This is a genomic window from Collinsella sp. CLA-ER-H4, assembly GCF_040092395.1.
GTDB lineage: Bacteria > Actinomycetota > Coriobacteriia > Coriobacteriales > Coriobacteriaceae > Collinsella.
On the sequence record NZ_JBBNLQ010000005.1, the window covers coordinates 15,624 to 28,539 of the forward strand.

Annotated in this window: 11 protein-coding genes; all 11 read left to right on the forward strand. The window is 60.6% G+C overall.

From position 1 onward, the window contains the following. The first annotated feature begins 6 nt into the window (after positions 1-6). The 11 genes from AAAX34_RS04905 (at position 7) to AAAX34_RS04955 (ending at position 12,857) form a co-directional block, all read left to right on the forward strand. On the forward strand, positions 7-1,170 hold the full coding sequence (locus AAAX34_RS04905) for a zinc ribbon domain-containing protein (RefSeq protein ID WP_349110253.1): 1,164 nt from the start codon (positions 7-9) through the stop codon (positions 1,168-1,170). Positions 1,171-1,277: 107 nt separating this feature from the next. Then, positions 1,278-1,820: a peptidylprolyl isomerase gene (locus tag AAAX34_RS04910; RefSeq protein ID WP_349110255.1), complete on the forward strand. Its 543-nt coding sequence runs from the start codon at positions 1,278-1,280 to the stop codon at positions 1,818-1,820. 11 nt (positions 1,821-1,831) lie between these two features. Then, a complete protein-coding gene (locus tag AAAX34_RS04915; RefSeq protein WP_349110256.1) occupies positions 1,832-3,136 on the forward strand; it encodes a tetratricopeptide repeat protein in 1,305 nt (434 codons plus the stop codon). A gap of 127 nt (positions 3,137-3,263) precedes the next feature. Continuing rightward, positions 3,264-4,295, forward strand: a complete 1,032-nt coding sequence (locus AAAX34_RS04920) for a rod shape-determining protein (RefSeq protein WP_006236061.1) — start codon at positions 3,264-3,266, stop codon at positions 4,293-4,295. A gap of 78 nt (positions 4,296-4,373) precedes the next feature. Next, positions 4,374-5,315, forward strand: a complete 942-nt coding sequence (gene mreC / locus AAAX34_RS04925) for a rod shape-determining protein MreC (protein WP_349110257.1) — start codon at positions 4,374-4,376, stop codon at positions 5,313-5,315. A gap of 11 nt (positions 5,316-5,326) precedes the next feature. After that, complete coding sequence (locus AAAX34_RS04930; RefSeq protein ID WP_349110258.1) at positions 5,327-5,893, forward strand: hypothetical protein; 567 nt, start codon at positions 5,327-5,329, stop codon at positions 5,891-5,893. A gap of 13 nt (positions 5,894-5,906) precedes the next feature. Continuing rightward, complete coding sequence (gene mrdA / locus AAAX34_RS04935; RefSeq protein ID WP_349110260.1) at positions 5,907-7,976, forward strand: penicillin-binding protein 2; 2,070 nt, start codon at positions 5,907-5,909, stop codon at positions 7,974-7,976. Between the two features lie 9 nt (positions 7,977-7,985). After that, positions 7,986-9,212, forward strand: a complete 1,227-nt coding sequence (locus AAAX34_RS04940; RefSeq protein WP_349110261.1) for an FtsW/RodA/SpoVE family cell cycle protein — start codon at positions 7,986-7,988, stop codon at positions 9,210-9,212. 18 nt (positions 9,213-9,230) lie between these two features. Then, positions 9,231-10,160, forward strand: coding sequence for a hypothetical protein (locus AAAX34_RS04945; protein WP_349110262.1), 930 nt, complete (start codon positions 9,231-9,233; stop codon positions 10,158-10,160). Positions 10,161-10,170: 10 nt separating this feature from the next. Beyond that, positions 10,171-12,048 carry a TIGR03960 family B12-binding radical SAM protein gene (locus AAAX34_RS04950; RefSeq protein ID WP_349110263.1) on the forward strand — a complete coding sequence of 626 codons (1,878 nt, stop codon included), beginning with the start codon at positions 10,171-10,173 and terminating at the stop codon, positions 12,046-12,048. Beyond that, complete coding sequence (locus tag AAAX34_RS04955) at positions 12,045-12,857, forward strand: TIGR03936 family radical SAM-associated protein (protein ID WP_349110265.1); 813 nt, start codon at positions 12,045-12,047, stop codon at positions 12,855-12,857. The genes AAAX34_RS04950 and AAAX34_RS04955 overlap by 4 nt, the downstream gene beginning before the upstream one ends. Positions 12,858-12,916: the final 59 nt, after the last annotated feature.

Below are 12,916 nucleotides of genomic sequence, written 5' to 3' on the forward strand. Positions count from 1 at the left end.
TTTGAATTGCTTCGAAAAGAGGATGCCGTGATCTGCCCGCATTGCCTTAAGACTATCGAGGACGGCGCCTCGTTCTGCCCCTACTGCAACGCCTATGTGGGTCCGGGCGATGGCCCCGAGCACACCGAGTTCGTGTTCTGCGAGGGCTGCGGTGCCCGTCTTTCTCCGCATGATCGTACGTGTCCCAAATGCGGACGCCCCGCTCCGGGTATCCTCTCCGAGGACGCGGCCGCATCCGACCTGGCAGCGGGCCGCACGGCGGGCTTTCCGCGCCTAACGCAAGAGCAGATCGATACCGAGGTGCCTCATGCGCCCGCCTCGGCTGCCGCGGTTCTTTCGGATGCCGCCGACCCCAATGAGACTTGCGTGCTGCCGGCTTTCGATAAGGATTTCGGTATCCCCAAGGTCGACATTCCCACGCCCGTTTCCCTGCACGACGATGCTCAAAAACCCAAGCGCAAGGTGCACCCCGACGAGGACGCTTATCACAAGCACAAGCGTCATATCCCCAAGCCGCTCATCGTCATCGCGGTCCTTGCCGTCGTTTGCGGCGGTGCCTATTGGTTCGTGACGACCGATCCCATGGGTGTCATGCCTGGCTTCTACGACCAGTTTGGCCAAGCTGCACAAACCACCTTCCCCACGCGCCAAAAGGGCGAGGCGACTGAGGACGATACCAAGCAAGACGATTCTGCCGAGGTGGTCCAGGAAGAAACCGTGCTGACCGATGATCAGCTCTATACCAGGCTCGACGGTCTGTATCAGACCATCGTGTCCTACGGTGACGAGGACCAGATCGGCGAGGTCATCGATTCCTTTAACAACGGCTATCTCCGAACGCCGCTGTCCACCCGTCAGGAGCTGTCGCAGAGTGCTTACGCCCTGCGCGACCAGATTAAAAAGACGCAAGATGAGCTCAGCAACCTTAAGTACCAGGACGATACGGTCTATGCGGACGACATTGCCCACTTAAAGCAGCTTGCCGAGTGGATGTACGAGCGTGTCGACGTGATCTGTCAGAGCTGGGACATCTCGCTGGCCATTCCCGATGGTGAGTCGATGAGTTCCCACCAAAGCGATATCCTGGCGCCCATCGCGCAGGGCGGCAACAGCGCACTGAACCAGTACGACGCCAATGTGGGTTCCTGGAAGCCGCAGCAGCGTTCCTAAAATTAGTTCGCCATAGTCGGCATAACCTACGTGCGCAATTGATGTAAGCGCATGCTTATTGCTACAATTCGTACAAATATGCTTTAAACGCACGAGGAAGGAACCACATGTTTGGTTTTAAGAAAGAGCTCTACACGCCCGAGTATCAGCTTACCGGCGACGAGTGCGCCGTTATCGAGACGTCGAAGGGTACCATCAAGGTCAAGTTTGACGGCGAGGGCGCTCCCATTCATGTCGCGAACTTCTGCGAGCTTTCTACGATGGGCTTCTATGATGGCCTTAAGTTCCATCGCTATGTGCCCGGTTTTGTCATCCAGGGCGGCGACCCCAATACCCGCGATATGTCCGGCGCCGACGTCGCTGCCGGTCTTGAGGGCCCCGACGGCATGCCCGGTACTGGTGGTCCCGGCTACTGCATCAAGGGCGAGTTTGCCACCAATCCGCGCAACAGCCATGTCGATGGTGCCCTTGCCATGGCACGCTCCATGGACCCCGATTCCGCGGGTTCGCAGTTCTACTTCTGCCTGGGCGCCCAGCATAACCTCGATTCCGGTTACACCGTCTTTGGTACCACGGTCGAGGGTCTCGATGTGATTTCGCAGCTGCGTGCCGGCGACGAGATCGTCCATGTCGAGATCGTTCACGAGTAAAGGGGACTTCCTTGAATAGCCAGCTGATCCAACAGGGCCGCGCCGCTTACCGCGCGGGTGATTTTTCCGCTGCAGCCCAGATGCTTGGGGCGGCAAAGACTCCCGATGAGATTATGGGCGAGGCCGATCACCTTCGTGGCAACGCCTTGATGCACCTGGGCATGTATGCCGAGGCCGCCGAGGCCTATGCCGCCGCCCTCAACGACGGCACCTATGGCAAGCGCGGCGCACTGCTCACCAACCGCGGAAAGGCTCTCGCCGCCGTGGGCGACTACACGACGGCCGCTCAGGCGTTTTCTGCCGCTACGCAGGACGCTTCCTATGCCACGCCGTTCAAGGCCTATCTCGGCCTGGGTAACGCGCTGTTCCAGTCGGGCGACTATGCCAACGCGGGTACTGCCTTCCGTCAGGCTGCCATCGACGGCGCCAATCCGGCTCCTGCCGCCGCACTCGGCGAGCTTGGTCGTTGCTTCATTAAGCTCGGCCGTCCGGCGGATGCCGTGGAGACCTACCGCACGGCTATCGACTTTGCCGGCCCCCGCGACGATACGCGTGCGCTCAACGCCGGCATGGGTCAGGCACTTTCTGCCGCCGGCCGTCCCTCCGACGCACTCGACGCCTTTAACGCCGCTACTGCCGATGGCATCTACCAGCTCACCTCCGAGCAGGCCGATGAGCTTGCCCGCGTGCACGATTCGCTTGCCGCGCTGTCTGCCCAGACGGCTATGGCTACGGCTCCGGCGCCCGCGATGGACGCTCCTGCCGTCGATCCGCTCGATCCTACGGGCGCGACCGGTCAGTTTATGCCCGATCCCTCGGACACCGGCTTCTTTACGCTGTCCGAGTCCGAGATGGTCCAGCAGGACCGTCAGGACCGTAAGCAGGCCAAGGTCCGTCGTCGCCATCGCCACACGGGTCTCAAAGTCTTCATCGTGCTGCTTCTGCTCATTTTGATCGCCGCGGGCGGTCTGGGCTTTGCCTACACGCGCGGCTTTGGCTTCCCGTCCCAGGAGTCTGTCGTTACCGATCTGTTCCAGGCTGCCGGCGACGGTGACACCGCAAAGGCCGATTCTTGCCTGGCCTCGAGCCTGTCCGAGGACGCCAAGTCGATGATCATCTCCTCGATTCCGCAGGGTGCCACCGTGTCCGTCGAGGGCATGGATCAGTCCATGACCGAGACGACCGCCAAGGTTAAGGCATCGCTGTCCAAGGGCGGCGAGCAGGAGTACACCGTCAAATTCGTGCGCTCCGATAACCATATCGGCTGGGCCGTTTCCTCGCTCGATATGGATTTCTCGGCTGCTGACAACCAGTAGTGACCTTATGGGATTTAGCTTTGCCCGGCGCTTCACCGCAAGTGAGGTGCCGGGCTTGCGCTAGTATGATGAGCTAGTAGTTTTCCAGCAATCATCCAACACATCAGGAGTTGCGTTGTTTTCTTTGATGGATATGTTCTTCGGTAGCTATGCGGGCGATCTTGCCATCGACCTCGGCACCGCAAATACGCTTGTCTCCGTGCGTGGCAAGGGCATCGTCATTCGCGAGCCCTCTGTTGTCGCCATCGACAAGAACGACGAGCGCATCCTGGCGGTCGGTATCGAGGCAAAGCGCATGCTCGGCCGTACGCCCGGCAACATCGTGGCCGTTCGTCCCCTGAAGGACGGCGTCATCGCCGACTTCGACGTTACCGAGGCCATGCTTCGCTACTTTATCGACAAGGCGTCCGAGAAGCGCTATCCGTGGACTCCGCGTCCGCGCGTTGTCGTCTGCGTTCCCTCCGGCGTCACGTCGGTCGAGAAGCGAGCTGTCTTTGAGGCCACGATTCAGGCCGGTGCCCGCCAGGCCTATCTGATCGAGGAGCCCATGGCTGCCGCTATCGGCGCCGACCTGCCCGTCGAGGAGCCCACCGGCTCCATGGTCATCGACATCGGTGGCGGTACCACCGAGGTTGCCGTTATCGCTATGGGCGGCATCGTCGTCTCGCAGTCTATCCGTATTGCCGGTGACGAGTTCGACCAGGCAATCCTCACGCACGTTCGCGATGCCTACAACCTGGCCATCGGCGAGCGTACGGCAGAGGACATTAAGATCAAGGTCGGCTCTGCTGTGCCGCTCAAGGACGAGCTCGACGTCGAGGTCAACGGCCGCGACGTGATCACCGGTCTGCCCAAGACCGTGCGCATCGAGAGCGAGGAGATTCGTCGCGCGCTCAACAAGCCGCTCGACGAGATGGCCAAGGCCGTCAAGGACGCCCTCGATGCCACGCCGCCCGATCTTGCCTCTGACCTTATGTACTACGGCATTTTGCTGACCGGTGGCGGCGCGCTGCTGCGCGGTCTCGACGTGCGCCTGCGCGATGAGACCGGTGTTTCGGTCAACGTCAGCCCCACGGCGCTCGATAACGTCGTTAACGGCTGTGCCCGCGTGCTCGAGGCCAATGCGTTTGATGGCGGCTTCGTCCAGACCAATGCTTAATTTCCAAAAGGTGGATTCCATTTGGCACGATCTTCGGGTTTCTCCACAAATCTGAATACCAAGCGACAATCAACGGGTATGCGCCCGTTGATTGTTTTCAGCCTGATTTCGGTGTTGCTGCTCACGTTTTACATCCGCGAGGGCGAGGCAGGACCGATTCATGCCGTGCGTTCGGGCGTAACGACGATTACCTCACCGGTGCGCTTTGTGGGCTCGGCTGTGGCGGCTCCCTTCAATGCGATTGGCAACGTGTTCTCTAACCTTACGGCGTCGCAGGACACGCTTGACGAGCTTAAGAAGCAAAACGAGGAACTGACCTCTAAGGTCGCCGAGCTTTCTGAGGCTCAAAAGACTGCCGAGCGCCTGGAGGGGCTGGTCGGCCTGCAGTCGACCTACAACCTTAAATCGACCGCAGCTCGTATTGTCGGTGCCTCCGGCGATGCCTGGACCTCGACCGTTACCATCGACAAGGGCTCTGCCGACGGCCTTACCATCAACATGCCTGTGACGAGTTCGGCCGGTGTTATCGGCCAGATCATCGAAGTTTCCGCCAAGACATCGACCGTGCGCCTGATTGGCGACGAGAACTCGGGCGTGTCCGCTATGGTGCAGGACACGCGCGCCCAAGGCATGCTGCAGGGTCAGGCTGACGGCACGCTGCGTCTTGAGTACGTGAGCGTCGACTCCGATGTTAAGGTTGGCGACATCATCGTGACCTCGGGCATCGGTGGCGTGTTCCCCAAGGGTCTACCGCTCGGCACCGTCTCGTCGGTTGAGAAATCGGCAAACGATGTGTACTACACCATTGTGGTGCGCGCTCAGACGACGGCCGAGAACAACGAGGAAGTGCTGGTCATTACCTCGCTGACCGACGAACAGTCGGCCTCGGATGAGGACGTGAGCACGGCCAACAGCACGCCGCAGGGAACGTCGCGCGATGCTGCGACCAAGACGAAGGACGAGGGCTCGGATGACAGTTCCGACACGTCCGAGATGACCGATTCCGGCTCGAGCGAATAGGGGGCATGTCCATGGATCTACACGAGCAGGGGATGAGCTCCCGCACGTTTGTGATCGCCGCCATCGTGTGCGTGCTGCTGCAGGCAGGCCTGGCACCGCAGATCTCCATTGCGGGCGGTCGCGTCAACTTCATGATTATCCTGGTGTGCCTAAGCGTGTTCTCGGGCGTCCCGACCCGTGCCGTCGTGTGCGGTTTTTGCAGCGGCTTGTTCTATGACCTGTCTGCTGCCGTGCCGGTGGGCGTTATGTCGCTCCTGCTGACCGTGGGTTCTTTTGCCCTGGTGCACAGCGCCGTCGGTCAGACGGGCGGTACCCCGAGTGCGCGCGGCGTCACCGTGGGCGCCTTTGCGCTCGTCATTAATGTGATCTACAGCATCATCTTGCTGTTTATGGGTTTGGAGACGAGCTTTGTCGTGGCGATCTTCGGCCATGCGCTGCCGTCCTCGATCCTGACGGGTCTGGTTGCCATTCCGTTTTTGATGTCCGGCGTCGTGCCGCAGTCCGGCTATGGATTCTCCGCACGTGGCGGACGCCAGTCGGGTATGCGCTTTAAGCCCAAGACCCGCAAGCTCAAATAGGGGAGGCCCGTAGATGTCTTCCCAGTTGACGGTTATTATCGCCGGTATCGTGCTGGTTGTGGCCATCGTGGTCGCGCTGGTCATCATGCGTCGTGGCGATTCCCGTTTTACCTACGATACGCAGCATGGAACGGCCCCGCGCGCCACCGAGGGCGAGGGCAATACCGCGGCGACCGCCTTTAAGGGCCGCTTTTCCATCCTCACCACGGGTGTGGGCGCGATGTTTGCGGCACTTGCCGTCAAGCTGTGGGGCATGCAGATGGTCTCGTCGGACTATTACGAGAAGCAGGCCAATAGTAATCAGACTCGCACCGTTACCACACCCGCTGTGCGCGGCCGCATCCTCGACCGCAATGGCGTGGCGCTTGTCCAGAACCGTCCCTCACTTGCTGTCGTGGCCTACCGCGACCTTGCCGAGGATGAGGTTCTGGTTCGCCATCTTGCCAACGTGCTTGGAATGCCTTATGTGGCGGTCCTTCGCAATATTCAGGACAATACAGAGGGCGCTCAGAGCCTGCATACCATCGCGACGGACGTCCGTCGCTCCACGGTTGCCTATATTCAGGAGCATGCCGGCGAGTTCCCGCGCGTCAAGATTGCCGAGCGTACCGAACGCCAGTATCCATACGGCGAGACGGCATGCCATATCTTGGGCTATACCGGCACCATTACCTCCGAGCAGCTCGAGGCCCAGAATAAGAAAACCTCTGGCGATGATGATGCTTCTGCTGGCAAGATTACGTACCAGTCGGGCGATATCGTGGGCCAGGCGGGCGTTGAGAGCTACTACGAAAACCTGCTGCAGGGTATTCGTGGCGAGCAGACCGTCAAGGTCGATGCCTCGGGCAATGTGACCGGTCAGGCCGGCGCCGTGCCCGCGAAGGCCGGCTCCGACATTAAGCTCACGCTCGACCTTAAGATCCAACAGGCCTGTGAGACGGCGCTGGCGAGCGCTATCGAGCTTGCCAAGACTACTGGTTACAGTAATGCCGGCAACGGCGCTGTGGTGTGTCTCGATCCCAACAATGGCGAGATCCTGGGCATGGCGAGCGAGCCCAAGTTCGATCCGTCCGTCTTTATCGGTGGCGTCTCAAATGACGTGTGGACCGAGCTCAATGATGACAAGGGTTCGCACCCGCTGCTCAACCGCGCCATTAGCGGACAGTACATGTCGGCTTCGACCATTAAGCCGCTCTCGGCACTGGCCGGTCTTGAGTTTGGAACCTACACGTCGGGGCAGACGACCAACTGCACGGGCTATTGGACGGGTCTGGGCAAGTCGTGGGGCAAGTACTGCTGGCTGCATTCCGGCCACGGCACCATGACGCTGCAGTCGGGTATCGCCAACTCGTGCGACCCCGTCTTCTACGACATGGGCAAGGCGTTCTTTTATGACGAGCAACATCCCGAGGGCCTGCAGGAGGTCTTTCGTCGCTGGGGCCTAGGCAAGACCTGTGGTATCGATCTGCCGAGTGAGGGCGCGGGCCGTATTCCCGATGCCGAGTGGAAAGAGTCGTACTTCACCGACGCTTCTGCTGAGGACCGCAAGTGGAATGCCGGCGATATGACCAACATTGCCATCGGCCAGGGTGACATCCTGGTGACGCCCCTGCAGATGGCGTGTGCCTATATGGGTCTTGCCAACGGCGGCAAACAGTACGTGCCTCACGTGTTTTTGTCTGCCGTGTCGCGCGATGGCGACGGCGATGCCTATAAGTACAACGGCAAGGGCAAGAAGAAGCGCCTGGAGGCCAAGATCAACAGCGATTCGGATTTGGCTCTTGTTCGCAACGGCATGCACGATGTGATTTACACGGCATCGACGTCCCTGGCGGCTCACTTTGGCACCCTGACGCCGCAGGTATACGGCAAGTCGGGCACGGGCGAGAAAAGCGGCGAGGACGAATATGCGTGGTTCTGCGCCTATGCACCGGCCGATGATCCCAAGTATGTCATCGCTACTGTCCTGGAGCAGGGCGGCGGCGGCTCAGATACCGCGATGCATGTCGTGCGCGACGTGCTCGGCGTGATTTATGACGAGCCCGATACCTCTTCGGCCTCGGGCGATTCTTCGGTTCGATAGGAGGTTGCGATGGATTTTTCTCCGGCGGATCTGTTCCGTTCAACCAAGACCGGCTCTCGCAGCAGCCTGGACCGCGTCAACAAGCAACTTTCGGCCTCGCGTGGCACGTTTCGCCAAAAGGTGCATATCGGTGTGCTCGTGGCTACTGTGGCGCTCGTCGCCTACGGTGCCATCATTATCTGGTCAGCTTCGCAGTTTAAGGCCGATGCCTCGTTCTCACGCCATCTGCTGGGAATTGGCATCGGCACGGTGCTGGCGGTGCTGGTCTGGCGCTCCGACCTGCGCGGTATTTCCAATTTCTCGACGGCGTTGCTCGTCATCGACCTGATCGTGATCCTCTCGCCCAAGATTCCGGGTCTGTCCTATACGGGCGGTCTGGGCATGACGGGCTGGATCAAGATTCCCGGTATCGGCTTGACATTCCAACCGGTTGAGCTTGCCAAGCTCATCACCATCTTCTTTATTGCTACGCTTGGATCGCAGTATAACGGCCGCATCGATACCGTTCGCGACTACGTCAAGCTCTGCGGCATGCTGTCCATTCCGTTTTTGGCCGTCGTTGCCATGGGCGACCTGGGCTCGGGCCTGGTCGTGCTGGTTTCGGGCGCCATCGTCATCTGTATGAGCGGTGCACGCCGCGAATGGGTGCTGTCGACCCTGGCCCTGCTCGTGGGCCTGGTGGCCCTCGTCCTGGCGCTCGATTCGGTTTTTGATTCGTTGCTCGGCCACGATGTGCTCATCAAGCAGTATCAGATGAACCGTCTGACGGTCTTTATCGACCCCGATAATGCCGATTCGGACGATGCCTACAACCTGCAGCAGTCGCTTATCGCCGTTGGCTCGGGCGGTTTCTTTGGTAAGGGTTTGGGCCATGCGACGCAGTCGGCAGGCGGCTTTCTGCCTGAGTTCCACACCGACTTCGTCTTCGCCTTCCTGTCCGAGACCTTTGGCTTTTGCGGTTCCTTTTTGCTGCTGTGCTTGTACGTGCTGCTCATCTTCTCGACGATCCGCGTTGCCTTTAAGTGCGAGTCTCTGTTTTTACGTCTTTCGTGTGTGGGCATCGTTGGCATGTGGACGTTCCAGACCTTCGAAAACATCGGCATGTGCATCGGCATGATGCCGATTACCGGTATTCCACTACCGTTTATTAGCTTCGGTTCGTCTTCGATGATGATTCAGCTGCTGACGGTAGGTATCGTACAATCCATATGGCGGCATCGTTCGGGCGCCGCGTAACCGCTGGAGGGGTTTGCTATGAAAATTTCCGTAGATAAGCTGACCCGCGCTTTTAAGATGGGCGCGTCCGTTAAGAAGGATTCAGATACGCCGGTGCGCGTCTCGGTCTATCTGGATTCGTCCGCATCGCGCTTTCTGGCCGAGACGGTGCGTGACGCCTTTGTGCCACAGACGACCTCGGGCATTGTACGCGTCGAGCGTCTGGGGGAGGAGCGAATTGCTCCAAAGACCGATACCGATGTGGTGCTGGTGCTCTCGTGTGGTTCCGACCGCTTGGAGAGTGCCGTGCAGGAGCTCGTGATCGCCGGCGCGCCTGTGTGCGTGCTTGCCGAGTCCGCTGTGGAGGTGCCGTTTATCGAGGAGTCCACGCCCATGCTCGGCGTGGTAGCGGCGACCGATAAGACGTATCTGCTCGAGACGCTTGCACGCTGGATTCTCGATCGCACCGAAAAGGAAACGGCTTTTGCGGCGAACTTTGCCTTTATGCGTATCGCTGCGGCCAACCGCATCATCACCTCGTGCGCGCTCACCAATATGGCGACCGGTGCGCTGGTGTTTTTGCCGGGCGCCGATTATCCCGTTATGGCGCTGGCGCAAGTGGGCATGCTCTTTGAGCTCGCTGCCGTCTTTGGATGCGGCATTAAGCCTGAGCGTGGCTACGAGGTCGCGGGCGTGCTTGCTGGCGGTCTTGTGATCCGCGCGGTCACCCGCGCGCTCGTCAAGCAGACGCCGCATATTGGGTTTGCCGTCAAGGCGCTCACTGCTGCCGCGGGTACCTATGGCATGGGCCGTGCGCTCGTTTCGCTCTACGAGCGCGATGTCGACTACAGCCGTGCCAACGAGGTGGTCACTGCCACGTTCTCCCGCGTTCGCGATCTGGTGACCACGGTCGCGGGCGCTACCCGTCCCATGGCGTCCTACCAAGACGCATCCGATCTTGCTGCTTAGGGGTTTTCCGTTGCGCGTTGCATACCAAGACTGTTTTCATTTAATTGAGCCGCTGCTCGCCAAGGTCGAGAAACCGAGCCGCTACATCGATCACGAGTGGGGCACGCTTTCCAAGGCCGATGCCGACTACCGTTGCTGCCTGATCTATCCGGATGTGTACGAGGTCGGTCTGCCCAACCAGGGCATCGCCATCCTCTACAACATCCTTAACCAGGCCGAGGGCATCTCCTGCGAGCGTGGCTATGTGCCGTGGCCCGATATGGGTGACGCCATGCGCGAGGCAGGCATTCCGCTGCTCTCGCTCGAGGGTGCAGCGCCGGTCGCTTCGTTTGATATCGTCGGTCTGCATGTGCCGCACGAGATGGCGGTGACGAACTTCCTCGAGGCTTTGGACCTCGCTGGCATTCCGCTGTTGGCGGCTGACCGTACCGAGGACGACCCCATTATCATCGCCGGCGGCCCCTCGGTGTACAACCCCGAGCCGTACGCGGCCTTCTTCGACGCTATCCTCATCGGTGAGGGCGAGGAATCGCTGCTCGAGACCTGCCAGCTGCATCGCCGCCTGCGTGACGAAGGAGTCCCGCGCGCGCAGATTGTCGAGCAGCTTGCATCCATTGCCGGCAACTACGTACCGTCGCTCTATGAGGTTCGTCACGACGAGCCCTGCTCGCCGCATGGCTACACCGTGCCGCGTGAGGGCAAGGATGCGCCGACCGTGGTTTACAAGCGCGTCGTCGAGGATTTCGGCGCCACGAATCCGCTTTCGCAGTCGTGCGTGCCCTATGCGCAGCTGGTTCACGACCGCCTGTCTATCGAGATCCTGCGCGGCTGCGCCCGCGGCTGCCGTTTTTGTCAGGCCGGCATGACGTATCGCCCGGTGCGCGAGCGCTCGGCCGACCAGATTGTCTCGTCGGTGATTCAGGGTCTGGAAAAGACTGGCTATGACGAGGTGTCGCTGACCTCGCTCTCCACGACCGACCACTCCTGCATTCGCGACGTGCTCGGCAGGCTCAACCGTCGCCTGGAGGATACGGGTATTCGCGTGTCTATTCCGTCGCAGCGCCTGGATTCGTTTGGCGTGGATATGGCCGAGTCGGTCGCCGGCGAAAAGAAGGGCGGCCTGACGTTCGCGCCCGAGGCCGGCAGCCAGCGCATGCGCGACATCATTAACAAGAACGTGACCGAGGAGGACCTGGACCGTGCGGCCAAGGCGGCCTTCGAGGCCGGCTGGAACCGCATGAAGCTCTACTTTATGATGGGCCTTCCCGGCGAGCGCGACGAGGACATCGTGGCCATCGCCAATCTGGCTGATCACGTGCTGGAGCTCGGTCGTTCCGTGGTGCCCAAGGCTCGTCGCGGCTCGATCTCGGTGTCCATCTCGGTTTCGGTCTTTATCCCCAAGGCTGCCACGCCGTTCCAGTGGTGCCCGCAGCTCGACTACGACGACGTCAAGCGTCGCCAGAAGCTGCTTATCACGAGCGTTCGCAACCGTGCCGTCCGCGTGCATTACCACGATGCCGAGACCTCGCTCATCGAGGCCGCGCTTTCCCGCGCCGGTCGTGACATGGCGCCCGTCATCATTGATGCTTGGCGTTCGGGCTCTCGCTTTGACGCCTGGGTAGAGCATTTCTCGCTCGATAACTGGAAGGAGGCTGCTGCCAAAAACGGCATCGACCTCAATGAGCTCGTGCACCTGCCCTACGAGTTGGATTGGCGCCTGCCGTGGGAGCATGTGAGCCCTGGCTGTACGCGCGGCTTCCTCGAGCGCGAGTACCGTCGCTCGCTCGAGGGCGTCACGACTCCCGACTGCACCCGCACGTCGTGCACCGGCTGCGGGATCTGCCCCACGCTCCACGCCAAGAATGTATTGATGGGTGATCGCGCATGAGTGAGCGCCTGACCGACAACCCCTCGCTCTTTAGACTTCGTGTTCGCTATGGCAAGCGCGATCGCCTTAAGTACCTGGGCCATCTCGAAGTGATCCATACCATTGAGCGCATCGTGCGCCGTGCGGGACTTCCCTATGCCGTCACGCAGGGCTTTTCTCCGCACATGCGCGTGGGCTTCTCTTCGGCGCTACCGGTGGGTACGTCGTCGACCTGCGAGTGGTATGACCTGTTTATGACCGAGTTCGTGGCGCTCGACGAGGCGTTTGGGCGCCTGGCTGCGGCGTCTCCGGCCGATCTGGCGCCCATCGAGGCGGCGTACATCGACGTGCGCACGCCGGCGTTGACGGCGCAGCTCACGCGCCTGTCGTATCGCATCGACCTGCACTTGGATCCCGAGGCGCCCGTAAGCGCCGACGAGGTGCGTCGTGCGCTCGACACGCTGCGCGCGGACCATGGCATCGACTACGCGCGCGGAAAAAAGAGCAAGCGCTTGGATTTGGATCACACGCTCGTGGGCTATGAGCTCACGGCAGGGGAGCATGAGGACCATCTGGTCCTCATGCTCGACACCCATGCCGACAACGAGGGCTCCATGCGTCCGGAAATTTTGCTTTTCGCTGCTGATGTTTTGTTGCAGGGCTTGACCCCGGGCGTGGATGCACCTATTGTTTCCACCGGTATGCAAGACCTCGTGACCATCTGCTCCTACGATGTCGAGCGTCAGAATCAAGCATGCGAGGACGACGAGGGCCGACTCGTCAGCCCCATACCTGTGCGAACTTGTGGATTTGCTCCACATACTCGTTGACGGGGGTATTTTCGCCTGCTACTATATTCGGCTGTTGCACTAACTGATGCATGAAGGGC

What these genes read in the sequence shown, in the direction of transcription:
- AAAX34_RS04910 (WP_349110255.1), top strand. Translation starts at nt 1,278, where the DNA reads ATGTTTGGTTTTAAGAAAGAGCTCTACACGCCCGAGTATCAGCTTACC.
- AAAX34_RS04920 (WP_006236061.1), top strand. Translation starts at nt 3,264, where the DNA reads ATGGATATGTTCTTCGGTAGCTATGCGGGCGATCTTGCCATCGACCTC.
- mreC (WP_349110257.1), top strand. Translation starts at nt 4,374, where the DNA reads ATGCGCCCGTTGATTGTTTTCAGCCTGATTTCGGTGTTGCTGCTCACG.
- AAAX34_RS04930 (WP_349110258.1), top strand. Translation starts at nt 5,327, where the DNA reads ATGGATCTACACGAGCAGGGGATGAGCTCCCGCACGTTTGTGATCGCC.
- mrdA (WP_349110260.1), top strand. Translation starts at nt 5,907, where the DNA reads ATGTCTTCCCAGTTGACGGTTATTATCGCCGGTATCGTGCTGGTTGTG.
- AAAX34_RS04940 (WP_349110261.1), top strand. Translation starts at nt 7,986, where the DNA reads ATGGATTTTTCTCCGGCGGATCTGTTCCGTTCAACCAAGACCGGCTCT.
- AAAX34_RS04945 (WP_349110262.1), top strand. Translation starts at nt 9,231, where the DNA reads ATGAAAATTTCCGTAGATAAGCTGACCCGCGCTTTTAAGATGGGCGCG.
- AAAX34_RS04955 (WP_349110265.1), top strand. Translation starts at nt 12,045, where the DNA reads ATGAGTGAGCGCCTGACCGACAACCCCTCGCTCTTTAGACTTCGTGTT.